Source organism: Streptomyces sp. NPDC046335, from assembly GCF_055587985.1.
In genome coordinates, this window is record NZ_JBVJFF010000003.1 from 418168 (window position 1) to 441708 (window position 23541).

General features: G+C 69.1%; 13 protein-coding genes and 2 pseudogenes. 10 read left to right on the plus strand and 5 right to left on the minus strand.

From position 1 onward, the window contains the following. Positions 1–6: 6 nt before the first annotated feature. The 3 genes from ACZ6JY_RS08575 to sbnA form a co-directional block, all read right to left on the minus strand. Complete coding sequence (locus ACZ6JY_RS08575) at positions 7–4983, minus strand: amino acid adenylation domain-containing protein (protein WP_469193600.1); 4977 nt, start codon at positions 4981–4983, stop codon at positions 7–9. 67 nt (positions 4984–5050) lie between these two features. Beyond that, positions 5051–5269, minus strand: a complete 219-nt coding sequence (locus ACZ6JY_RS08580; RefSeq protein ID WP_447035931.1) for an MbtH family protein — start codon at positions 5267–5269, stop codon at positions 5051–5053. A gap of 57 nt (positions 5270–5326) precedes the next feature. Next, the gene (gene sbnA, locus ACZ6JY_RS08585; protein ID WP_469193602.1) at positions 5327–6343 is read right to left on the minus strand and encodes a 2,3-diaminopropionate biosynthesis protein SbnA; all 1017 of its coding nucleotides are present in this window, start codon (positions 6341–6343) and stop codon (positions 5327–5329) included. A gap of 248 nt (positions 6344–6591) precedes the next feature. Here sbnA and ACZ6JY_RS08590 point away from each other — a divergent pair, with 248 nt between their 5' ends. The 8 genes and pseudogenes from ACZ6JY_RS08590 (at position 6592) to ACZ6JY_RS08625 (ending at position 15278) form a co-directional block, all read left to right on the plus strand. Then, positions 6592–7611 carry a TauD/TfdA family dioxygenase gene (locus tag ACZ6JY_RS08590; protein WP_469193604.1) on the plus strand — a complete coding sequence of 340 codons (1020 nt, stop codon included), beginning with the start codon at positions 6592–6594 and terminating at the stop codon, positions 7609–7611. Positions 7612–7686: 75 nt separating this feature from the next. Continuing rightward, positions 7687–8733: a beta-ketoacyl-ACP synthase III gene (locus tag ACZ6JY_RS08595; RefSeq protein ID WP_469193606.1), complete on the plus strand. Its 1047-nt coding sequence runs from the start codon at positions 7687–7689 to the stop codon at positions 8731–8733. Beyond that, positions 8730–9848 carry a class I SAM-dependent methyltransferase gene (locus tag ACZ6JY_RS08600; protein WP_469193608.1) on the plus strand — a complete coding sequence of 373 codons (1119 nt, stop codon included), beginning with the start codon at positions 8730–8732 and terminating at the stop codon, positions 9846–9848. Before ACZ6JY_RS08595 ends, ACZ6JY_RS08600 begins: the two co-directional genes overlap by 4 nt. Before the next feature lie 84 nt (positions 9849–9932). After that, positions 9933–10937: a 2,3-diaminopropionate biosynthesis protein SbnB gene (gene sbnB / locus ACZ6JY_RS08605; protein WP_469193610.1), complete on the plus strand. Its 1005-nt coding sequence runs from the start codon at positions 9933–9935 to the stop codon at positions 10935–10937. A gap of 948 nt (positions 10938–11885) precedes the next feature. Then, a complete protein-coding gene (locus ACZ6JY_RS08610; RefSeq protein WP_469193612.1) occupies positions 11886–12230 on the plus strand; it encodes an effector-associated constant component EACC1 in 345 nt (114 codons plus the stop codon). A gap of 36 nt (positions 12231–12266) precedes the next feature. Then, complete coding sequence (locus tag ACZ6JY_RS08615; RefSeq protein WP_469193614.1) at positions 12267–13922, plus strand: caspase, EACC1-associated type; 1656 nt, start codon at positions 12267–12269, stop codon at positions 13920–13922. Positions 13923–14120: 198 nt separating this feature from the next. Then, positions 14121–14815 (plus strand): annotated as a pseudogene (locus ACZ6JY_RS08620) (IS5 family transposase); the annotation flags it as partial. Positions 14816–15050: 235 nt separating this feature from the next. Further along, positions 15051–15278, plus strand: coding sequence for a hypothetical protein (locus ACZ6JY_RS08625; protein ID WP_469193616.1), 228 nt, complete (start codon positions 15051–15053; stop codon positions 15276–15278). A 629-nt stretch (positions 15279–15907) separates the two neighbouring features. On the opposite strand, the pseudogene ACZ6JY_RS08630 reads toward ACZ6JY_RS08625, so the two are convergent. Both ACZ6JY_RS08630 and ACZ6JY_RS08635 read right to left on the minus strand, forming a co-directional pair. Next, a pseudogene (locus ACZ6JY_RS08630) lies at positions 15908–16111 on the minus strand (DNA-binding response regulator); the annotation flags it as partial. Positions 16112–16253: 142 nt separating this feature from the next. Then, the gene (locus tag ACZ6JY_RS08635) at positions 16254–16643 is read right to left on the minus strand and encodes a hypothetical protein (RefSeq protein WP_469193618.1); all 390 of its coding nucleotides are present in this window, start codon (positions 16641–16643) and stop codon (positions 16254–16256) included. Between the two features lie 73 nt (positions 16644–16716). On the opposite strand from ACZ6JY_RS08635, the gene ACZ6JY_RS08640 reads away from it, so the two are divergent. Both ACZ6JY_RS08640 and ACZ6JY_RS08645 read left to right on the plus strand, forming a co-directional pair. Then, positions 16717–22122: a sacsin N-terminal ATP-binding-like domain-containing protein gene (locus ACZ6JY_RS08640; RefSeq protein ID WP_469193620.1), complete on the plus strand. Its 5406-nt coding sequence runs from the start codon at positions 16717–16719 to the stop codon at positions 22120–22122. 148 nt (positions 22123–22270) lie between these two features. Next, positions 22271–23500, plus strand: coding sequence for a helix-turn-helix transcriptional regulator (locus ACZ6JY_RS08645; protein WP_469193622.1), 1230 nt, complete (start codon positions 22271–22273; stop codon positions 23498–23500). Positions 23501–23541 lie beyond the last annotated feature (41 nt).

Genomic DNA, 23541 nt, shown 5'->3' on the forward strand with positions numbered 1-23541 from the left:
TGTGTTCTACTCCCCGGACGGCTGTGATTGAGCGATGAGTTCGTCGTCCGTCAGCGCCTCGACCTCGGCCCGGATCAGTTCCTCGACGGTCGTGGCGAGTTCGGCGACGGTCGGCGCCTCGAAGACGGCCCTCATCGGCAGCTCGATCTCGAAAGCGTCCTGAACGCTCGCGACCAGACGGATCGCGAGGATGGAATTGCCGCCCGTGTGGAAGAAGTGGCCGAGCACTCCGACGTCCCGGCCCAGGAGGTCGGTCCAGATCTCGGCGATGCGCTCCTCCACGACGGTGCGCGGCGCCACGACGTCCGGCTCTCCCTGGGGTTCGAGTGAGGCGAGAGCGGCCCGGTCCACCTTGCCGTTGGCGTTGAGCGGGAGGGCCTGCAGTGCCGTGAACGCCGACGGCACCATGTAGGGGGGCAGGCGGTCCGCGCAGTGGTCGACGAGGTCGTCATGGGTGGGGAGTGCGTCGCCCGCGGCCACATAGTGGGCGACGAGGCCGCGGTCCCCGGGGCCGGTCTCCCGGACCGTGACGACCGCCTCACGCACCTGCGGGTGGTCGGCGAGGACCAGCTGGATCTCCGTGGTCTCGATGCGGTGGCCGCGGATCTTCACCTGGTGATCGATGCGTCCGAGGAAGTCGACGTCGCCACCGGGCAGCAGCCGGACCAGGTCGCCGGTGCGGTACATCCGGTCGCCGGGCGCGCCGAAGGGGTCGGGCAGGAAGGCCGCGGCGGTCTGTGCGGGCCGGCCCGCGTAGCCACGGGCCACGCCCGCGCCGCCGACGTACAGCTCCCCCGTCACGCCCACGGGCACCGGCTGAAGGTACGGGTCGAGCACCCGCATCGTCACGTTCGGCAGCGGGCGTCCGATGGGCACGATCTCCCGGTTGCCCTGGTCGGGTGCCGGGAAGACGCAGGTTCCGACGGACGCCTCGGTGGGGCCGTACTCGTTGATCACCGGTGCGGCCCAGCGGTCGACGAGCCGGCCGGGCAGGGCCTCGCCCGCCACCACGTACACCGTCGCCAGGGCGCGTACCTGCTCGGCGGAGAGCTGCTCGGAGAGGATCTCCAGGTGGGCCGGGGTCATCTTGACGAAGGCGAAGGGGCCGGCCTCCGTCAACTGCCGGCCCAGGGTGCTGAGGTCGAGGTCCTGCGGCAGCAGGGTGACGGTCCGGCCGGCCATGAGGGGAGCCCACAGGTTCGGTACGACCAGGTCGAAGGCGATGGACGAGAAGACCGGGGCGCCGCCTTCGCCCCGTCCCGCGAGTTCCGCGGCGGCCCAGACGAGGTGGTTGGCCAGTCCGGCGTGGGTGACCTGCACTCCTTTGGGGCGTCCTGTGGAACCGGAGGTGTAGATGACGTAGGCGAGGCCGTCCGGATCGGGGGTGCGGTCGGGCGCGGTGGTCACGGCGGGCTCGGTGGCCGCTTCGGTGAGCAGCAGGCGCGTGCCGGGCGGCCGCCCGATCCGGTCGCGGCCTGCCGAGTCGAGCACCAGGACGCGGGCGCCCGCGTCGGCGAGCACGGCCTCCATGCGTGCCGCGGGGTACGACGGGTCGAGCGGCAGATAGGCGCCGCCTGCCTTCCACACGGCGAGGAGTGCCGCCAGCAGCTCGGGGCCGCGGTCGAGGAGCACGCCGACCACGTCCTCGGGGCCCACCCCGAGCGCCCGCAGCCGGTGCGCGAGGACGTTCGCGCGCTCGTCGAGTGCGCGGTACGTGAGGTCGGTGCCGTCGCCGGTCACGGCGATCGCGTCCGGTGTGGCGGCGGCCCACCGCTCGAACACCTCGTAGGAGCACGCGTCGGGCCGCGTGCCCGGGTTTCGGCTCCATTCGGAGAGTCGGTCGCTCTCTTGCGGGGACAGGAGCGGAAGCCGGCCCAGGGGCAGTTCGGGGCGGGCGGTGACGGCTTCGACGACGCGGACGAAGTGCTGGGCGAGGCGTTCGACGGTCGTGCGGTCGAACAGCGCGGTGGCGTACTCGAGGCCGCCGATCATGCTTCCGTCGGCGGCCCGCCGCATGAAGAGGCTGAGGTCGGTCTTGGCCACGTTCCAGGCGTCTTCCAGGGAGTGGAAGTCGTCGAGCGCCGCCGATCCGGTGAGCTCCTCGTCGTGGAGGTCGAAGGCCACCTGGTAGAGCGGTGTGCGGGCGAGGTCGCCCTCGGCGTCGAGTGCCGCGACGAGGCGTTCGAAGGGCAGCGTCTGATGGGCGAGCGCCTCGCGGAAGACGCCTCGTACGTCGTCGAGGGCCCGGGCGAAGCCGAGGCCGGCCCGCGGGCGGCAGCGGATGACGAGGCTGTTCAGGAAGAAGCCGACGATCTCCTCGGTCTCCTCGCGGTCCCGGCCGGCCACCGGGGTGCCGATGGGGGTGTCCCACTGGCCGGTGTAGCGGGCGAGCAGCGTGGCGAACGCGGTCAGCAGGGTCTCGTACGGTGTGGCGCCGTGCTGTCGGCCCAGCTCTTCGAGCGCCGCCGTGAGGGGGGCGGGCAGGGTGAAGGCGACGATGCCGCCGCGCCCGTCGCGCACCGGCGGGCGGGGCCGGTCGGTGGGCAGCGGCAGGGGCTCGACGCCGTCGAGGACGGACGCCCAGTGCTGGATCTCGCGTTCGGTGGACGCCTGGTCCTCGGCGCTCCGCTGCCATGCGGCGTAGTCGGCGTACTGGCGGCGCGGCGGCGCCAGGCGGGCGGGGCGGCCGCTCATCTCGGAGGCCAGGAGCTCATGGAACTCGCGGTCGAGGATCGCCGATGACCAGCCGTCGCAGGCGATGTGATGGATCGCCAGGGAGAGGACGGACTCCCCCTGCGGGGCGGGCACCCTGGCCAGCAGGGCCCGCAGCACGGGTCCCTTCTCCAGGTCGAAGCCGCGTTCGGCGGTCGCAGCGAGGACCTGAGGGAGCTGGTCCTGGTCCGTCTCCACCACCGTCAGCTCCTGGGCGCCCGGCTCCATCACGAACTGCGTCGGCTCGCCGTCCACCACGGCGAACCGGGTGCGCAGCGCCTCGTGGCGGGCGACCAGGGCGTCCAGAGCGCGCCGGACCGAGTCGTCGCTCGCGTCGGCGGGGACCCGCAGCGGCAGGACGGAGACCCATTCCGGGCTGCCGGGGTTCATCCGGTCGAGGAACCACAGGCGGCGCTGTCCGTACGAGACCTGAAGACCGCCCGAACCACCGGTGGGACGCGGGACCTTGGGCAGCGAGGTCGCGTCCTCGGCATACCCCTCGATGAGCAGGGCCTGGGCCTCGACGGTCGTCGCCGTGAGCAGTTCCCGGAGCCGGACTTCCCTGCCGGACGCCGAGCGCAGCCGATTGGCGAGGCGCGTGAGCTGGAGCGAGGTGCCGCCCTGCCGGAAGAAGTCGGAGTTCACCCCGATGTCCTCGTCGCCGAGCAGGTCCTGCCAGACGCTCGCCACGAGACGCTCGGCCTCGGTGCGCGGGGCCGTGACGTCCTGGCCGGCGTCGGGAGCCGGTTCGGGCAGGGCGAGGCGATCCACCTTGCCGTTGGGGGTCAGCGGGAACGCGTCGAGCTCGACGACGACGGCGGGCACATGGCTGCCGGGCAGCCGGGTGCGCAGGAAGCCCCGCAGGTCGGCGTCGGCACGCTGCCCTTCCCGGGCATCCCTGCGCTGCACGTATCCCACCAGGCGGGTGGCGCCGTCACGGGTGAAGGCCTTGACGACGGCTCCCCGCACATCGGGGTGCGCCACCAGGGCGGCCTCCACCTCCCCGGGTTCGACACGTACCCCGTTGACCTTGACCTGGCCGTCGGCGCGGCCCAGATACTCGAGGGTCCCCTCGGGGGTCCAGCGGACCAGGTCGCCGGTGCGGTACAGACGGGACCCGTCGGCCGCGAAGGGATCGGGGACGAAGCTCTCGGCCGTGCGCTCAGGCTGCCCCAGATAGCCTCGGGCGACCCCGACACCGCCCGCGTACAGCTCGCCTCGGGTGCCCACCGAGACGGGGCGCCCCTCGGAGTCCGCGACGAGCACGCGCATGCCCGGGATGGGCCTGCCGATCGGCACGGAGCCGTGCTGCTGCGCGGGATCGAACCGGTGGGCCGTGATGTCGATCGAGCACTCCGTCGGGCCGTACGTGTTCCAGACCTCCACGTCCCGCCAGGCCAGGACGCGTTGGACCAGTTCCGCGTGGAGGGGTTCCCCGGCGGAGAACAGGAGACGCAGTGCGGTGCAGTCCGCCCAGCCCGGTTCGTCCGCCAGGACGCGCAGCATGGACGGCACGACCTGAAGCACGGTCACCTCGTGGGCGGCGACCGCGCGCAGCAGCGTGGCGGCGTCGGCCTCCGCTCCCCGCGGCGCGAGGACGACCGTTCCTCCGGACACCAGCGGGGCGAACACCTCCCAGCAGGCCGCGTCGAAGGTGAGCGTCGTCTTGTGCAGCACACGGTCCGCCGGGCCGAGCCCCTGCCTGCGCACCACCCAGGAGACCCTGTTGGCGATTCCGGCATGGCTGACGACCACGCCCTTGGGGCGGCCCGTGGAGCCCGAGGTGTAGAGGATGTACGCAGCCTGCTCGCCGGGTACGTCCGAAGCGGGCCCGGCAGGGGATTCCGGGCCCGCAGCACAGGTGGGCGCGACGGGTCGCGCTCCGGTGCCCGACACCTGGGCGGACAGCGCGTCGTCGACGACGACGAGGTCCGCTCCGGTGTCCTTGAGCACCCACGCGGACCGCTCCCAGGGGTGTTCGGGGTCCAGGGGCACATAGGCCGCGCCGGACTTCCAGACCGCGAGCAGCGACACGACGAGATCGATGCCTCGCGGCAGGCAGACCCCGATCGCCGCCTCCGGCGCGGCTCCCAGTTCGCGGAGCCGGTGAGCCAACAGCGCCGCGCGGGACTCGAGTTCCGCGTAGGTGCATGTCTCGGCCCCGTCAACCACAGCCACGGCCGACGGCGTCAGCGTGGCCTGACGCTCGACTCGTACGTGCAGGGGGACGTATGCGTCGGCTGTATCGGTCGATCGTGCCTCAACGCCCATATCTGCTTTCCCGTCCGGATGTGTCTCGGTGACAAAGGCGGTGCCTGTCGCTCGGCGCCGCCTCCAGCTACTTCGCCGCTTCTTGCTCCATGCGCCTGCGCAGACTGAGCGGCCGCATGTCGGTCCAGATCTCGCCGATGTGCTTCAGGCATTCCTCGCGGGATCCCTTGGTGCCGTCCGTGCGCCAGCCGGCCGGCAGTTCTCGGTCGGCCCACCAGATGGAGTACTGCTCTTCGTCGTTCAGGACGACGCAGTACACGGGTCCTTCAGTCTGCTCTTCGGGCATCGGACACTTCTCCTTCAGTCACAGGGATCTGTTGTTGCACTTGCCGTTTTTTTCGAGCTACTTCCACAGGTGCGTCACTTCACCGAAATTCGCCGTGACCCAGGCGTCGGAGTAGACGGTGTCGAGATATCTGTCGCCGCCGTCCGGGAAGATCAGCACACAGTTCGATCCTGGCTCGATCGTGTCGGTCATCTTGTTCAGTGCCGCCAGCACGGCGCCGGAGGAACCGCCGACGAGAACCGCCTCTTTGGCGACGATCCGGCGACAGGCCGCCACGGATTCCAGGTCGGTGATATGGACCACCGCGTCCACCAATGCGGTGTCGAGGAGTTCCGGACGTATCGAAGCACCATGACCGGGTATGAGACGCGGCGCGGACGGACCTCCGAAAATGACGCTGCCGACGGCGTCCACGCCCACGATGGTCGTCCCCAGGTCGTGCTCACGAACGTATTCGGCACAGCCACGGAGGGTGCCGAACGTCCCGACGGCGCAGAAGAGATAGTCGACCCTCCCGTCGAGGGCCTGGGCGATCTCCCGCATGGTCTGTTGGTGAGCGCCCGGATTCAGCAGGTTGCCGTACTGGTTGGGCCAGTAGGCGTTCGGGACGGTCGCGAGCAGCTCACGGACGCGCGCGAGGCGGGCCGGCAGGTACTCGCCGGTGACCGCGTCGGGCTGCTCGACGATCTCGACCTCGCACTGGAGGGCGCGCAGCACCGCGATGTTGCGGGCCGTGGTGCGGCCGTCGACGACACAGATGAAACGCAGCCCGAAGTACCGGCAGATCTGGGCAAGACCCACGCCCAGATTTCCCGAACTCGATTCCACGACCACCGAACGCGCGGGGTCGAGCTCTCCGTTACGGATTTTGTGCAGCAGCATGTTCAGTGCGGTTCTGTCCTTGATGCTGCCACCGGGGTTGAAGCTCTCCATCTTCGCGAGGACCCGGAAAGGCGCACCTGAGAAGATTCTCTCGAATTCAAAGAGTGGGGTATCTCCGATTGCGTCAAGAATCCCCGCGTGAACCTTCCCTTTCACAGGCTCCCTCTCGCCGCGTCCAGCCGGGTGTCCCATTCGATCGGACGGCTGAAGTGTTCAGACAGATTCAATATTTCATCTATATCTGAGCTACTCGGGAAGACCGGGACCAGGGGAGAAACCCTACTGGCGGGGCCTGGCACCGACCTCGGCGGACCGGCGCGGGGCAGGATGCGGCAGCAGGTCCGATAGACGCTGTCCAGCGAGAATAGATCGGTGATAGACCGGCTTCCCACAGTGCCTTAACGCTCGCCGCCGACCTGGGACTTGGGGAATGTCGCCTTATGCATCAGATCCAGCTGCCTGAATTTGTCGCGCCGGACACGAGCGCCGCCCTTGAATCGGTGGTCGTTCATGAGATCACCGCGGAGGAACGGGCCGAGATCGCCGCACTCGCCGGGACACTCACCGGCCCCCGCCACCCGCTCATCGACACCCCGGAATGGCCGTCGGCCGCACTGGACGCCTCCGCGCTGCTCCCCCGTACACTGCTGCGCGCGCTGCGAGCGTTCCGGCACGATCCGGGTCCCCAAGGCACCCTGCTGCTCCGCGGACTGCCGGTGACGGCGGCCGGCGAGCAGCTCCCGCCGACTCCGGGAGTTCCGAATTCGGTGGAGCGTGTGCCCACGACCGCCGCCGCCGTCATCGCAACGGTGATGCTGCAATTGGGCGAGGTCATCGCGTTCCGCAACGAGAAGGGCGGCCATCTCGTACAGAACGTGGTGCCGGTTCCGGGTCATGAAATATCGCAGAGCAATGCCGGATCCGTGCTCCTCGAACTGCACATCGAGAACGCGTTTCACGACAACCGCCCCGACTACGTGGGCCTGTTGTCCCTGCGGGAGGACCCGACCGGCGACGCGAAGCTGTGCACGTCGTCGATCCGCCAGGCGCTGCCGCTCCTCGAAGCGAGCGTGATCCAGGTGCTCGCCGAGCCGCGGTTCCGGACCGATCCTCCGCCGTCCTTCGGCACTCAGGACGGCGCCCTCTCGGTGCATCCGATTCTTCAGGGGGCCCTGGCCGACCCCAATGCCGTGGTCGACTTCGCCGCCACGCATCCGCAGGACGACACGGCCAAGGTCGCGATGGCCGCGCTGCGCGACGCGTTCGTCGCGACGATGTCGGCGCACCGCCTTCAGGTGGGCGACCTGGCGGTGGTGGACAACCGCGTGACGGTGCACGGACGGACCTCCTTCACCCCGCGGTACGACGGAAACGATCGCTGGATGGAGCGGGTGTACGCGCATCTGGACAACCGGCGCAGCCGCGCGGACCGGTCGGGCGACGGCCCCGTGCTCGGCTGACCGCGCGACGACCGCCACCGCCGGAGCCCGTGGCGCACCACTGTGGACCGAAGGAGGAGCACACATGCGCAATCCATGGTCGCCCAGGAAGAGCACGAGGCGATGACCGCGATCGTTTCGGGCAGCCGGATCCTGTCGATCTCCCACTACCAGCCGAGCCGGGTACTCACCAACGACGAGCTCGCCACCATGGTCGACACCTCCGACGCATGGATCAGATCCCGCGTCGGCATCGCGACCCGCCACATAGCCGCCGCGGACGAGAGTGTCGCCGACATGGCGGCCGACGCCGCGGCCAAGGCGGTCGCCCTGGCGGGTGTGGACGCCGCCGACATCGGCCTGGTCACCGTCGCGACCTGCACCGCCGTGGACCGCATGCCCAGCATCGCCGCCCGTGTCGCCCACCGTCTGGGGATCCCCGCCGCCGCCGTCTTCGACCTCAACGCCGCTTGCGCGGGCTTCAGTTACGCGCTCGCCACGGCCGCCCTCGCCGTACAGGGCGGCGGCAGCCGTATCGCGCTGGTCGTGGGCGTGGACAAGATGAGTGACTTCCTCGACTGGCAGGACCGCTCCACCTGCATCATCTTCGGCGACGGCGCGGGCGCGGCGGTGATCGCGGCCACCGAGGGGACCGAACCGGACGGTATCGGTCCCGTGGTGTGGGGCTCGCGGCCGCAGGACGGCTCGGCCATCACTCTGGAGACCTCCGGTCCGGCAGGGCCGCCCGCGGTGTTCCAGCAGGAAGGACAGACGGTCTACCGCTGGGCGCTGACCTCACTCGCGCAGGTCGCCCGCCAGGCCTGCGAGCGCGCCGACGTCGCCGTGTCGGACCTGGCGGCCGTAATCACCCATCAGGCCAACCTGCGGATCATCGAGGCCGTCGCCAAGCAGCTCGGCGCCACCGAGGCGATCGTCGCACGCGATGTCGTCGACTCCGGCAACACCTCCGCCGCCAGCATCCCCCTCGCCCTGTCGAAGCTCGTGGAGCGCGGGGAGATTCCCGGCGGAGCCCCCGTGCTCCTCCTGGGCTTCGGCGCGGGCCTCTCGTACGCGGCCCAGGTGGTCGCCTGTCCTCCCACCGACTGCCGCCAGAAGGTCACCCCTAGGAGAAGCACACCGTGACTGCACCGGGCGAGACCACCGCCGGCGCGTCGGCCGGCTTCACGCCGCTCGTCGACACTGCCCGCCTGACCGGCGTCGAAGCCGAGTCGCAGGCCGCGCACCACCTCTATGAGCACCTGATCGGCCTGTGGGCACCCGGCGTCATCGAAGCCGCGCAGGACCTCGGTGCCTTCTCCGCGCTGGCCCGCGGTCCTGCCACCGCCGTGCAGCTCGCCGAGACCCTCGGCACCGATCTGCGCGCGACCCGGGTGCTCATGGAAGGTCTCTACGCCTACGACGTGGTCCGGCGAAGCCACAACGCCGACGGGCGGGCCCTCTACACCCTGCCGCCCGAGCTACACGCCGTGTTCTCGCCGCACGGTCTGTACAGCCTCGTCGGGAAGATCAGCCATGACCGCAAGGTGGCCTGGAACGCCTGGCGCAACCTCGCCGAGAACGTGCGCACCGGCGCCCGCGACGCCACCGGCGGGGAGCGGGTGAACCAGATATCGGAGGAGGACTACACCGCGCTGGTCCGCGGCATCAACTTCTGGGCGCCGCCGATCGTCCGCACGCTCACCGCCGCGCTGCGTGACCTGGGCTGGTCCACCGGGGAGTCGGCGCGGGTCCTGGACGTGGGCTGCGGCACCGGCATCTACAGCCAGCTGCTGCTGCGCGAGTTCCCCGCGCTGACGGCGAGCGGCCTAGACACCGGGCGGATCACCGCGATCGCGTCGCGGCAGGCACAGGAGCTGGACGTGGCCGACCGGTTCGAGGTGGTCGTCAAGGACTTCTGGAACGACGACTGGGGCACGGACATCGATCTGGCCCTCTTCGTGAACATCTTCCATCTGCAGACCCCGGAGTCCGCCCGTGAGCTGCTGCTGAAGTCCTCCAAGAGCCTCACCCAGGGTGGCCTCGTCGCCATCGCCGACCACATCATCGACGACGACGGAGGTCCCGCGTCCGTCCAGAACAAGTTCTCCCGGCTGTTCGCCGCCTCGATGCTCGCCACCGGCGGCGGCAACGCGTTCACCCTGCACGACTACGACCAGTGGCTGGCCGATTCCGAGCTGCACCGCGTCGCCCTGCTGGACACCCCCATGCACCGCGTACTGCTCGCCCGCCGCGCCTGATCCGGCGCCCGCCCGTGTTCCGGCGGGTCGGCGCCGGCTGTGTTCCCGGGCCGTCGCGTATCTGTGGAAGGACTGAATCTCGTCATGCTCATCGTGCGACACTCCGAGGTCTCGCGGATCCTCGACGGCCGTGAACTCGACAACATCCGAACCGTGGCCGACGCCTACCGCATTCACGCACAGGGCGACACCAGCGTGCCGCACTCCGTCTTCTTGCGCTTCCCCGGGCAGCCGCGCAACCGCGTCATCGGCCTGCCGGCCTACCGGGGCGGAGACAAGCCGGCCGCGGGCATGAAGTGGATCGCCTCCTTCCCCGACAACATCGAGAGAGGCATCGAGCGGGCCAGCGCGGCGATCATTCTCAACTCGCTGGAGACCGGCCGGCCGGAGGCCCTGATCGAGGGCTCCCTGATCTCCGCCACGCGCACCGCCGCGAGCGCCGCGCTCGCGGCCGAGCTGCTCACCCGCGACCGCCGCCCGGACGGCCTGGCCCTGATCGGCTGCGGTGTGATCAACCTGGAGATCCTGCGCCATGTGCAGGCGGCCCTGCCCGGCCTGAAGACGCTCTCGCTGTACGACAGTTCGCCGCGGCGGGCCGCCGAGTTCGCCGCGCGGGCAGCCGCGATGGCACCCGGAGCCGAGGTGGTCACGCTCGACAGCGCGGAGCGGGCGCTCGCCACGCACGGACTGGTCTCCGTCGCCACGTCCGCCATCGAACCGCACCTGGACCTGAAGGCAGCCCGGCCCGGCACGGTGGTGCTGCACATCTCTCTGCGCGATCTGCTGCCCGAGTCGCTGCTCGACGCGCACAACATCGTCGACGACGTCGATCACGCGCTGCGCGAGCGCACCTCCCTCGCCCTCGCCGTGCAGGCCGCGGGGCATCGGGACTTCATCGACCCGGAAATCGGCCGACTGCTCCTGGACGAGGGCGAGGGCTCCGGGAGCGCGTTCACCCCCGAACGGGGCCGCACGATCGTCTACGCGCCGTTCGGACTGGGCGTGCTGGACATCGCCCTGGCCGACGCCGTCCTCGACGCCGCCCGGACCCAGGGCCTCGGTGTGGAAGTGGAAGGCTTCCTGCCGTGACCCGGCACGTCACTGCCGTGACCCGGCACGTCACGACGTCGACCGCCGCGCCAGGAGCCGCCACAAGACCTCAGGCCCCTACGGCAACTCATCGACCACCAGCAGCGGAGCCTTCGAACGAGCCGTCACGTCGAGGGCATACGTCCTCGGGCTTGCCGTGGCGAGGAACCCGACCTGCTGGACGGTGAAACAGGCCGAGAAACTGCCCCTGAACAGGAACCCTCAGGTCAGTCGCCCTTCTTGACCGGCTCCAGAATCGCCACGCACTCCACGTGCGAAGTCATCGGAGAGATGTCGGCCTGAACAGGCCAGGGAAAACCCCAAGTCAGAGACACTTTTTCGGCTCATCTCCCTCCATGAAGGCGCCACGTGTCAAATGAGTGTCACGACGCAAAATCCATCCGCCCAGGACGAAGCCGCCTTCGCCCGTCGACGCGGACGCGGCAGAGATCCAACAAGGGCCGCCTACACCGAGCAGCTGGGACGCCATCCTCAGATCATGGCTGCCGATGGCATTGACGTGGAGGAGACCGCGAGCGGCAACGGCATGCGCGATCGTCCACGACGCCGGTGTCGAAGCCGGCCCAGCGGACACAGGCTGTGGACACTGCTGCTAGCCCAGCCCTCGCGTGAGGGACGACGAGTCGGCGCCCACTGGGCTCGCGCAGTTTCCACGTAACTCCCCGAAGATCTCCGAGAGCAGGCCCGCCGCCTGCTCATCGCAGGACGCAGGACTCCCCAGGAGGCCCCGCGCACCGAACTCGTCCTCGACGCCGCCCTACTCTGAGCGGACCTGAGCAGTCCATTTGCGGTGGTAACCGATGCTGGTCACGACGCTCCAGGCGCAGCTGCACCATGCCCCGCCTCAGCCCCAAGTCCGGCCAGCTCTATCATGGATTGCCAGTCCGCACCCGTAACGGACGGGGACTGAGGGGGAGGGGCCTGGGTATGCCGGAGTACCGCATTTCCGTGGATGGGGTCTCACCTGGACGGGACTTGCGTCAACTCACGCAGTGGCTCCGCCAGGACACGGCGACTAGGACTGGGGCAACCATCGTCCTCCAGTCTGCGCAGCCTGCCGAGGACCAGATGGGAGGGGCCCTCGAAGTCATCGCGTTGGTCACTCAGTCCGGTTTTTCGACGGCCAGCCTGGCGCTGGCAATTTCTTCCTGGCGCCGGACCCGGCCGTCGACGCCGGTCGTTACCATCGAGCGCGACGACGTACGGGTGACGGTGGATTCCGGTGACCCAGCCGACGTTGCCCGGATCGTCCGGGCACTGGAGAGCGAGTAGTCGCCGATGCCACTCCCCCGCCCGGAAACCTCGCGGGTGGTCCTCATCGGTGTCGCGGACTACGACCACCTGCCGTCTCTCCCGGCTGTCCGGAACAACCTTGGAGCACTCGCCGACTTCTTCACCTCAGCACCAGGCTGGGGCCTGCCGTCGGAGCACTGCACCGTCGTCACCGACCCCAGCCAGTCATCCGAATTCATCGACCCCGTGCGACGGGCGTCCGCCGATGCCACCGACACCCTGCTCGTCTACTACAGCGGACACGGCCATCTCGACGACGAGCTGCGGTACTCGGTCTCGGTCACCGGCTCGCGGCCAAATGAGCCGTGGACCTGCCTGCCATACGCATGGCTGAAGTCGGTGCTGATCCAAACCCGGGCGGAACGCCGGGTGGTGATTCTCGACAGCTGCTTCAGCGGGCAAGCCCACGGGCTGATGGCTGACGCTGCAGACGCTCTACGGGGGCAAGTGGCGACCACGGGAGCAGTGGTCATCAGCTCCGCCCGCCACGACCTACCCGCACTCGCACCGATCGGCGAAACCTACACCGCCTTCACCGGCGAGCTGCTCCAGGTCCTCACCCATGGCATCGCCGGCGGGCCTGCAGAAATCAGCATCGACGCCGCCTACGCCCATGTCAAAAGAGCCCTGGCTGCACAGGGCCGCCCCACACCTGACCGCACAGGTACCGACACCTCCGGCACCCTGGTCATCGCCCGCAACCCCAGGTGCAGGCCACGTACCCCCGCAGCTGCCTCGCGACCCGCTCCTGGGACACATCTACAGGCGCTGGCCGACCGACTGCTCCTGCGGTCGGCGGATGCCCGAAGCGCTGGAACCGCTTCCCGACGCTATGTGGAGCCGACCCCGGTCGGCGAGCGCTACGAGGTGCTCCACCCCATCGGGAGGGGAGGCATGGGAACCGTGCATGTGGCTTATGACCGTCTCCTGGACCGACAGGTCGCATTGAAATCGATCCAGCTACATGGGCAAGAAGAACCCGTCGAAGGGCAGGTCTTCTGGAACGAAGTGCGGGTCGCGGCCGGACTGAGTCACCCGAACGTGGCGGCGATCCACGACGTGGTCGAGGGCAAAACCGGGCGGTTCTTCGTGATGGAGCTTGTCCCGGGCATCGACCTGTCAACCGCGCTCAATGAGGACAGGCCGCTGTCGCCCGACGAAGCGGCAGAAGCCGTTCACGACGCACTATCCGGGTTGGAGGCCGCCCACCAAGCTGGGGTAGTTCACTGCGACGTCAAGCCGGCCAACATCATGCTGACGCCGAATGGAAGGGTCAAGATCCTCGACTTCGGGATCTCTCACGTCATCGCGGAGGAAGGGCGAGGACCGCTGCATCAGGGCAACGGGACCATTGTGGGTACAGCCAACTACATGGCGCCCGAAACCATCCGCGGCCAACTCCCCACGACTTCCGTCGACATCTACGGAGCAGGGGTCGTGTTCTACCAACTGTGTACTGGCCAGGTGCCGTTCCCTGCCAGCAGCGCCTTCGAAGTGATGTCGCGCCAGATGTCCGAGGTGGCAACGCCCCCAGGGCAGATTCGCCCAGGGCTGCCGCCCGCGTATGAGGTGATCATCATGCGGGCCCTTGAGCGTGATCCACAGGAGCGATATGGCAGTGCCACCGAGATGCGAGCCGCGATAGCCGCCGCCCTCTACGGCACAAGCTGACCGCTACGCACTGATCCTTCGCAACTGGGCGTTACCTTCATGGCCGGTGGCAGATCATGTCAGTTAGAGTCAGCTCGGCCTCAGTGATCACTAGGGCCTGTCCGACGGATCATGTGACTGACTCACCCTTTGATCGTTGGCATACCCATGGGGCGAGGGGATCTCACGAACGCGGAATAGGCCCGGCTGAAGCCGCATATGCTGAAGTCCGGTAGTCGGGGCGGCCGTTGGGTAAACCATCGCAGGGTCATCAACGGGATCCTGTATCGCAACCGCACGGGGATGCCATGGCGGGATCTGCCTGCACGTTTCGGCAAGTGGAAGACCATGCACGAACGTCACAGACGCTGGTCGGCGGACGGCACCTGGGACAGAATCTTCGCCGCCGTCCTGGCTGACGTCGACACAGAAGGCCGCATCGACTGGTCGATGGTCAGCGTGGACTCGACCTCCTGCCGGGCCCACCAGCACGCCGCCGGAGCGCGCCGGAGATCTCCGCGGGTTCCGGGAAAAGACGCACGCCTCGGCAGCACCGCCCCGACGAGGGACTCGGACGCTCCCGGGGCGGCCTGACCAGCAAGATCCACCTCGCCGGGGAGGGCGGACGGCGCCCACTGGCCCTGCTGATCACCCCCGGACAGTGGGGCGACGCCCCACAGTTCATCCCCGTCATGGACCGTATCCGGGTCAGTCGCCTCGATAGTGGCCGCCCCCGCACCCGACCCGACCATGTCGGCGGCGACGAGGCGTACTCGTCCCGCCGCAACCGCCGCTACCTGCGGCGACGCCAGATCAAGCACACCATCCCCGAGCCGAAGAATCAGCGCGCTCACCGCCAGAGCCGGGGCAGCAGGGGCGGCCGTCCCACCGGCTTCGACAAGACGACCTACAGAGGAAACCGCACGAGCCTCCTCCAGTTCGGGCTCCAAAGAGTCTTTGAGCGCTGAGGCTGCGGCTGCGGCCGACCACCACGCGGCACTGCCCGGACCCATGCTCCACCTTCCGCACATTGCTCTCGTCTCCGCCTCATACAACACACGTTGGATTCTTTCGCCGTGAGCCCTCCAGCCGTCGCGCCTCCGCTCGAGCGGAGGTGAGCCGGCCTGGACGGTCGCCGTGTGGAACGGCGTGGTGTGCTCTCCGCGCGAGCGGAGCTCAGCCGTCTTCGACGCCGGAGCCTACGTCCTGACCGACGACCTCACGGTCGTCGACACCCTGGCGGACCGCCTGCTCACCAAACTCAAACGCCCCCGGTGGCACTACATCGACTACAACCATGTTCGCCACCACCGTCACCACTGGCTCAGCCGCAATCCCTCACCACTCACCGTGCTGCCGCCATACCAGCGGAGCTGACCCGTCAATCTGCTGCCCCTCCCAAGATCCGGACCATACGCGGGCCGACACTGCTCCTCCGGCCTTAAGATCCCCCATTTCCCGTGGTCAACGGGGAGTATCGAGCCTGTACCACCAGCAGACGAAGAACCCGCTGGGCGCTCTGCTGATATGGCTGAGCATGGCTGTTTGACACCAGAACTCTCCGGCACCTCGGCCTCGCGGACTTCCTCATCAGGCCAGCTGACCAGCGACGCGATACGCCTGACACCCCATCAGAACGAGCGTCAAATGAGCGCCACGAGCGTCATTTCAGCGTCAAGATATCGCCCATAACGCCCACACCGCACATAATGCGCACGGGCAAAACCGCAGGTCACGAGCCCTTCGCGGCCGGTTCGAGGATGGCGACACACTCCACGTGGTGGGTCATCGCGAAACATGTGGAACAGAAACGCGTGGAAAGAGTCGCAGGTCAGTGCCCCTCGCAGGCGGTTTGGGACAAATCGACCGTGTGCGTTGTGTGCGCTGCGTGCATTACGTGCGCGAGTCTGACGCACGGCACCTAGGGCGTCCACCACTCTGCAGCAGTCGGCTCCATCGCAGTCCGCTGCCTTCCTCCTGCCTGCTCGGATCACGACCGAACAGGTTTAGCCCCGGGTCAGGCCCAGTTCCCCCGCCCGTACTCCGGCCTGGAAACGTGAGTCCGCGTCGAGGACGCTCAGCAGTTCGGCGACTCGGCGGCGGTAGGTACGCAGCGACATGCCCAGGTCCCGTGCGGCGGCCTCGTCGGTGGCTCCGGAGCCGAGGGCGCGCAGGACCGCGACAGCCCGGTCGTCGAGGTGGGGGCGGCCGGTGCGAACCCCGCCAAGGGCACGTACCGCGTCGGCGAGCGCCTCCCGATGAAGGGCCACCCGGCGATCAGCCGCGCGGACGTCGCCGACTTCCTCTACAAGGCGGCCCGCGCCCCGGAGTGGATCCACCGTGACGCCGTCATCACGGACTGACGAGCTCTGCGATCATCCTTGCTCCTGTCCCCTCATCGGAGTAGCTCCAACCGAGCAGCCCGCCGCTGCCTTCGGCGGTCGGGATCACGACACCGTCGCTGAGGTTGATCGAGACGTCGTACTCGCCGGAGACGACCTTCTCGACGAGCGCGCCGGACGAGTGGTCGGCGCGGGCGAAGGGCAGCAGCCGCTTGAAGGTGTCCCAGCCGTCGGGGACCGTGCTGGCGTAGCCCTGGTTGCTGGCGTATCCGTACGCGTTCGACGGATCGTAGACGCCGATCTTGCCGCGGAAGCGGGACGGCTTGGCCTCGACGGATGTCCGCCAACGACTTGAGCCCGGTTGGGTATTGGGACGGGTCAGCTCCGAGCAGCGCTCCATAGGGTGGTTCCTCGCCCCCTGATGTCAGTGGGGCGGGATACCGTCCTCGTCACGCTGAGGTAAGGGGAGAACCATGGCGAGGAACGCCCGGGCCGACCAGCTGCGCGAGTATGGCCGGTCCGTGCTGGAGGGGGCCCGATCGGAGCAAGTCCTGCGCATGGCGCGGCAGGTGAACTCCGTCTCGTACACGAGCGCGCGGGAGTACGCCGGCCGCTCGCTCTTCGAGTTGCTGCAGAACGGCTACGACGCGCATCCGAGGGACCGCCGTGACGGACGGATCCACGTACTGCTGGACGAGGCGGAGGGCGAGTGGGGGACGTTGTACGTTGCCAACGGCGGGACGCCCTTCACCTGGCGGAACGTCGAGCGGATCTGCGAGCTCGCGCAGAGCTCGAAGGAGGTCGGTGAGGGCATCGGGAACAAGGGGGTCGGGTTTCGCAGCATCTTGCTAATCAGCGAGGCACCCGAGATCTACAGCGCAGACCCCGACAGCCCGCTCGGCCCGGAATTGGACGGGTACTGCTTCCGCTTCGCGCAGAAGGTCGACGTGGAGGAGTTCCTCGCCGGTGAGAACAACGCCCACGAGGTGGCCGCCAAGTATCCACCGCTCCAGGCGCCCCTGCCGCTGGACGGTGTGCCCGCGACCTGTCGGCAGCTCGCCGCCCGGGGGTACGTAACCATCGTCCGGCTGCCCTTGCTGGGCGAGGCCGCCCGGGCCGAGGTCCGGCTACGGATGGGCGAGCTTGCGGAGGCGAAGGTACCGGTGATGCTGTACCTCGACCGGCTTGCTGGCCTGACGCTGGAACGGCGGGCCATCGGTGGCGAGGCAGACCGCCACGTGGCGCTCGAGCGGCATGAACTGACCCGCTCCGAGGAGTGCTTCGCGGTTGCGCAGGACGGCACCGGGCACGGATTCCCCGTCTCCTGCGCGACCGTGGATCTGGGGCCGTCCGGCACCTTTCTCGTAGTACGGGGCACCGTGGAGAAGGAACGGCTGAACAGCACCCTCGCCGAGGCCGTGGGTGCTGGGCTCCTCGACGACACATGGCAAGCGTGGAAGCGGTCCGCCGTCGTCGAGGTCGCGCTCCCTCTGCCCGCACCGCGCCGACCGCGACGCGGGCAGATCTACACGTTCCTGCCGATGGGTGAGGACCAGACCGCGCCGTTCCCAGGACACGTGAACGCCCCTTTCTTCACCAAGTTCGACCGCACCGGACTTCCCTCCGACAACCCCCTCAACGTGCTGCTGTTCGACGCGGTCGCCGAGACCTGTCTGGCAGCCGCCGCGGTATTGCGTACCGTGCCCGAGCCGTCCATGCGGCAGCTGGCCGTGGACCTGGTGAGCTGGGAGAGCGAGAAGGGCTCGGCGGGGCGGCTCCGCGCGGCGGCTCTGCGTGTGCACAGGAGCGAACTCGCCGACGTACCGCTCGTGCCTGTCCTCGCCGCGGACGGCGCCCTGCCGGAGACGAGCTGGGCCCCGCCCCGGGGCGCGGTCCTGTGGCCGGACCTCGACCTGACCGTTCTCACGGCCCACCGCGCGCACGAGGCCGGGATCGTGGTGGCCGACCCCGAGATCGGCGGCGACCGGCTGAAACGGCTGGCAACTCTGTGCAAGGCCATTGCGTGTCCATGGGAGCCGGGCCCGGAGATGCTCGCCGAGTACGTGGAATGGATTGTCGCGGGCCTGCCCCTCCCCCGGCCCGGTGAGCCCCCCGAGCAGTGGAGCGCGCTGTACGAGGACCTGGCCGCGGTTTTCGAGGACGACGGGCACGTCCTGCACGACAGGCAGTTGCTGCTCGCGGACGACCACACACTGCGGCACACCAACCGTCCCCTCGGCAGAGCGGGTACGGGCACAAGCATGAGTACCCAGGGCAAGCCGAGCAGTCAGAGGGTCCGCCGTGAGGCGTTCTTCCAACCGGTGCGTACGGAAGCGAACCAGGCTGAGGCCCCGTCCGTCCCCGCCCTGCTCGGCAAGCGGTTGTTCTCCCTACACCCCGGGCTGGTCTGGAAGGACAGCGGCGAGCGTACGCGCGGGCGAGCCGCCCGCGCGTTCCTCGAGCAGGAGGGGCTCGTCCGGCCGTACGACACAAGGGGCTTGCTGGACCACGTGCGGCAGGCGCTCAGCGCGAGCACCGATCTCCGGCTGCGGCTCCAGACTCTGCGGTTCGTCTTCCGGCTGTGGCAGCTGCGGCGCTCGCTGGGCGGGACGGAGATCTCCTCGCTCGGGCTGTACGTACCGTCGGCGGACGGCCGACTGATCAGGGCGAGCGGCGCCGTCTTCGGCCGGGGCTGGGGCCGCGCGTCCGCCGGTGAGGACCTGGCGGCAGTGGTCGCCGCCGGGCAGGACGTGTCGAAGAGCCTCAAGACGATCACTGGACGCCTCCTTGCCGCGCCCGAGGAGTTTGCCAAGCGGGGCGAGACCGAGGAGTGGCGGGCGTTCCTACTGGAGGCCGGGGTGGCCGACGGGCTGGTCCCTGTCAGGTCCTCCGACGCCTTGAGCCGGGTAGAGCAAGGCCAGGAGCTCTGCACTCGGCAGCTGGTCCGCATGGCGAAGGTGTCTGCCAAGGTGCAGGAGCAGTGGGAACCGTACGTCCACTGGCCCGGTGTCTACTACCCCAGGACGCCGTACCGGGGAACCCCCGCCTGGCGGCTCCCCGGCCAGGACGTCATCGAACGCCTCGGGCAGGAGGCCCGGCTGGCATACGCACGGCTTGTCCTGCATGGCCTGGCCAGCTGGGAGGACGCGAGGTTCGCCAGCGTCTGGACCAGTGCCGGCAGCCAGAGTTCCCCGGACAGGGAACGGATCCCAACCCCACTCGGCGTCTTCGTCCGGGAGCAGCCGTGGCTCCCGGTGCGGGGTCGCGACCGGGCCGTCCGGTTCGTTCGGCCGGCCGACGCCTGGCACTGCCCGCCCGGGCTGGAAGAGGAGCCCTCGTACGCGCCGACCGTCGACCATCGGCTGCGCCACCTTCTGGAACGCGGGAAGGCGGGCGACCGCCTGCGGGAAATGCGGATGCCGACCTGGGGCAATCCCCGGGACTGCGCCCGCCTCATCGCCGCGCTCGGACGTCTTGCGGCGGAGGCCGCGCTGGGGGCCGAGGACCGGCCCGCCGCGCAGCGTGCGAACGAACGCGCCTGGAGGCACCTCGTACAGCGTCCCCTTCCCACACTGCCCGAGAGCACCAGTCTGCTCGCTGAGTCCGGAGACCGGCTGATCAGCGTTCCGCTGTCCGCCCTGGACGGAGGGGAGAGCGATGGCGCTGGTGATGCCGGGGCCGTGCTCTACATCAGTGGTGAACGCGAGGGCTTGACGCCCCTGCTGATACGGGAGATGGCGCGCCCCCTGCTCACCCTTCCCGGTGTCTCGGCGGAGGCCGCCGAGTTGCTGACGGCCGAACACCCCACCGCCGTCCGGCACACCGACGACCTGATGTTCACAGTGACCGTGGACGGCTCACGGGTGGACCCCGCGGCCATGGGAGAGCCCCTGGTCCAACAACTGCCCTGGCTTACCCTGGCCGTGGGCGTCCTCTCCGACCACCTGGCGCGCGGCCCCCGGACGAGCGAGGCCGAGTTGAGCGAGCTGACGTCCCTAGTCCGGAGCATACGTCTGCACCGCTACCGCTCCTGGAATATCGAGCTCGACGGCCAGCCCGTGACGTTGCCAGGCCGCCTCGGTGGAGTGCTGCCGCTGCCCGATCCGAAGCATCCGCTCGTCCTCGCCCCGGCGGGCGAGCCGGGCTGGCCCGAGATCACCCGCATCGTGGTGGCGGTCGCCGAGCTGCTGGGACGGCGGGAGTTGGGTGACCGACTGCGCCTCGCCGCCCACCAGCTCGCTACCCGCCACGCCGACCTGCGCGACCCGGGCCAGGAGGAGCTCGCCGACGCCCTGGAAGTCACAGTCCACCAAGTCGATGAGACGAGCCGCCGGATCGACGGGGCCATCGGCGTGGTCCTGGAGCGCTGCCGGCCCTTCCTCATCCACCTGCTCGGCACGGAGGCAGCGAACTCGCTGCTTCTGCCGCCGCCGGGCGACACCCGGGAGTTCCAGGCGCACCTTGAGGAGTTCGCTGCCGAACTCCCGGCCCCCGTATCCGAGTTCATCGCCAGGGCCCGCGTGGCCCGCGGTACGGACGAACTGCGGCGCGACCTGGGCATCGGTTTCGCCGAGCTGAACGACACCCTGCGCGCGCTTGGCCCGCCCCTGGAACCGATCAGCCACGCCGAGGAGCACGAGGAGGCACTCCGCGCCCACCTAGACCTGCGCAAGAAGGAGCTCGTCAACCGGCTGCGCTGGGCGGTACTGGAGGACTTCGACGCGCGCCGTCCGATGCCCAACTGGCCCCCGGTCCGGGCCCTCGACTGGATCACCACGCCGGAGGCATGGACGTACACATTGGACACGGCCGACACGGGGAGCCTAGAGGCGCACGTGGAGGACCAGTTGGCGCTGCGCCTGGGCCGCCCGCTGCCCCGGTCGGGCGAACGCCTACCGGCACTCGACCAGGTCCGCGGCGCGAATCTCCGTACGATCACCGGCCTGGCCGCCGACCTCGCGGTCCTGGTCGGGGCAGCCGGACATCCGTTGCCCGCGGCCCTGACCGGAGCCGAGCCGGCCGAGGAGGTCACCGCGCGGCTTGAGGCCGCGGGCGCGCTGGACTTCCGCCCCTTGTCCCCGTCCGACATCGTCGGCTGGCTGGCGGCCCTCGGCCAATGGCCCGACGGGATGGCGGTGACGACGGATCCCGGGCACCACGGGCTGTCCGAGGCCGACTTGGACCGGGTGCGCAACGCGGCGGAACACGAGCGGCGCGAACGGGAGCGCGAACGGCGGTCGATCTCCGTCGGCGGCCGCGAATTCGACGTGCACTCCGGCGACTTCACCGCCCTCACCCACGAACTTGACCGGGTCCTGAACAGCGGATCTACGCCAGGCATCACCGCCGCCGGTCCGCTCCGTTTCACGGACCCCCTCCCCCGGACCGAGAGCACCCGGGCCACCGGCCGCGCGCGCGGGCGGCGGTACGGAGGTGGTATGGACAGCGGGCTGACCACGGCCCAACGGGAGGCCATCGGGTACGTGGGCGAGTGGTACGCGTACCAATGGCTGTGCGCGCGCTACCCGGACCACATGGACGAGACCGGCTGGGTGTCGGGCAACCGTCGCAAAGCCTTCCCCGGCCCGTCGGGCGACGACGGCCTCGGCTTCGACTTCCGGGTCGGCTCCGGCAGCCGTCCCTTGCTGTACGAGGTGAAGGCGACCGGGGGCGGAGGAGGCCGCTTCGAGCTGGGGGAGAGCGAGGTCCGCGCGGCCCGCCAGCACGCGGGCAACGACCGCTGGCGCCTCCTGGTGGTCACCTACGCCCTCACCCCACACAAGGTGGCCATCCAGATGCTCCCCAACCCTTACGGGAAGCGCGGCCGGGGCTGCTATCGCGAGGAGGGCGGGGCACTGCGCTTCTCGTACCTGCTGTGACCTTGGCGTGCAACTCCAGCGCAGGCCAACGGCATGCTGCAGCTTGTCCTCGACCTCCGAAGCGAGGACGATCGGAAGCGGCGACGCCCCGCCTCGACGCATCTGTGCATGAGTTGCCACGAAGACTTCCTTGCGCTTCGCTGGGGGCATGGCGAGGCGCTTGCTGTTGGTGCAGTGCGCGAAGATCAGGTCTCTGCGTCAAGACGCGGGGATGTCTGTGCAGGAGTTGGCGGACCGCGTTGGTGTGACGACCCGGATGGTCATGTACTGGGAGGACGGAACCTGTGTCCCAGAGGCGCGGAACGCGCGGCGCCTTTGCGATGCACTGCGCTGCTCGATGGCTGACCTGACCGAGGCAGTGAGTGGGACCGAAACACTGGCCCATCTGCGTTTCTCCTGCGGGCTGACGGCCGAAGACGCCGCCAGTCGGCTGCGTGATACGTCGGCAGGCCGGGCGTTGTTCGTCGACGCCCATAAGATCCGCTGTCTTGAGCGGGGCCGTCACGTGTCCGGCTGGAACTGGCGCAAGCCCGAATGCACCGGTCGCCTCGTGAAGGAGCTAGCCACGGTGTACGGCGTCCCGGTGCGCATGGTCTTGGATGCCTGGATGCGGACACGACCCGGCGATATCTCCCCGGCCCTGCCCGACGAGCAGCAGCCCAGCCCGCCCGCGTCGGCACTTGCACGCTGGGCGGAGCTCAACGACCGTCAGCGCGTCTACCTCGATGAATTTCTTCGAGACGATCAAATGACCGAAGCCGAGATGTGGATGCGCAAGCAGAACGGCAGTGGGGTCCCGCCGGCCCGGCAGTGGCGGAAGATGCCGTTCTCTGTACACGCACCGGTTGAGGTTTTCGGCTTTACGCGCCTACAACAACGGCTGCGCGCCCAGAGCGTTCATGACCAGGGCGCGGGAGCCACCCTCAGCTCACTGGAGCGCCTCGGACTGATCATCGTCAGCAGGGACTCCGTGGAGGTCGACGGTATCGGTGCGGCCGAACGGACTCTCGTGGAGATGACCCGGCGCGGGCGGGCGTGCGCCCGTGCAGGCCGGGGCGAGCCGCCAGCGCCGAAGACTCCGGCACATCTCCTGTCCGAGTGGCTTTGGGGGACGCTGTCACGCGTGATCGCCACCGGAGACGAGGGCGTGCATGAGAGCGCATTGACCGGCAAGTCGTTGTTCTTCCTGGCGGTGGGCTACCGACCCCAACGCGGCGCACATCCCAGCCGCGGCTTCATCGAGCTGAGGCCATGGATGGCTGACGGCGACACGCACGTTGCCGAATACCGGTGGCACGCAACCTCGCTCGGCCTACGGCATGCCGACGAATACCGGGAGCAATACGCACGGTTGTATCCGACCATCACCACCCCATAAATTCGTAATTCCGTTCGAACTAGGTTGTTCCCGGGGTCGAT

Coding starts and splice junctions, on each gene's coding strand:
- ACZ6JY_RS08590 (WP_469193604.1), top strand. CDS start 6,592: ATGCATCAGATCCAGCTGCCTGAATTTGTCGCGCCGGACACGAGCGCC.
- ACZ6JY_RS08575 (WP_469193600.1), bottom strand. CDS start 4,983: ATGGGCGTTGAGGCACGATCGACCGATACAGCCGACGCATACGTCCCC.
- ACZ6JY_RS08595 (WP_469193606.1), top strand. CDS start 7,687: ATGGTCGCCCAGGAAGAGCACGAGGCGATGACCGCGATCGTTTCGGGC.
- ACZ6JY_RS08610 (WP_469193612.1), top strand. CDS start 11,886: ATGCCGGAGTACCGCATTTCCGTGGATGGGGTCTCACCTGGACGGGAC.
- ACZ6JY_RS08645 (WP_469193622.1), top strand. CDS start 22,271: ATGGCGAGGCGCTTGCTGTTGGTGCAGTGCGCGAAGATCAGGTCTCTG.
- ACZ6JY_RS08640 (WP_469193620.1), top strand. CDS start 16,717: ATGGCGAGGAACGCCCGGGCCGACCAGCTGCGCGAGTATGGCCGGTCC.
- sbnA (WP_469193602.1), bottom strand. CDS start 6,343: ATGGGACACCCGGCTGGACGCGGCGAGAGGGAGCCTGTGAAAGGGAAG.
- sbnB (WP_469193610.1), top strand. CDS start 9,933: ATGCTCATCGTGCGACACTCCGAGGTCTCGCGGATCCTCGACGGCCGT.
- ACZ6JY_RS08580 (WP_447035931.1), bottom strand. CDS start 5,269: ATGCCCGAAGAGCAGACTGAAGGACCCGTGTACTGCGTCGTCCTGAAC.
- ACZ6JY_RS08635 (WP_469193618.1), bottom strand. CDS start 16,643: ATGGAGCGCTGCTCGGAGCTGACCCGTCCCAATACCCAACCGGGCTCA.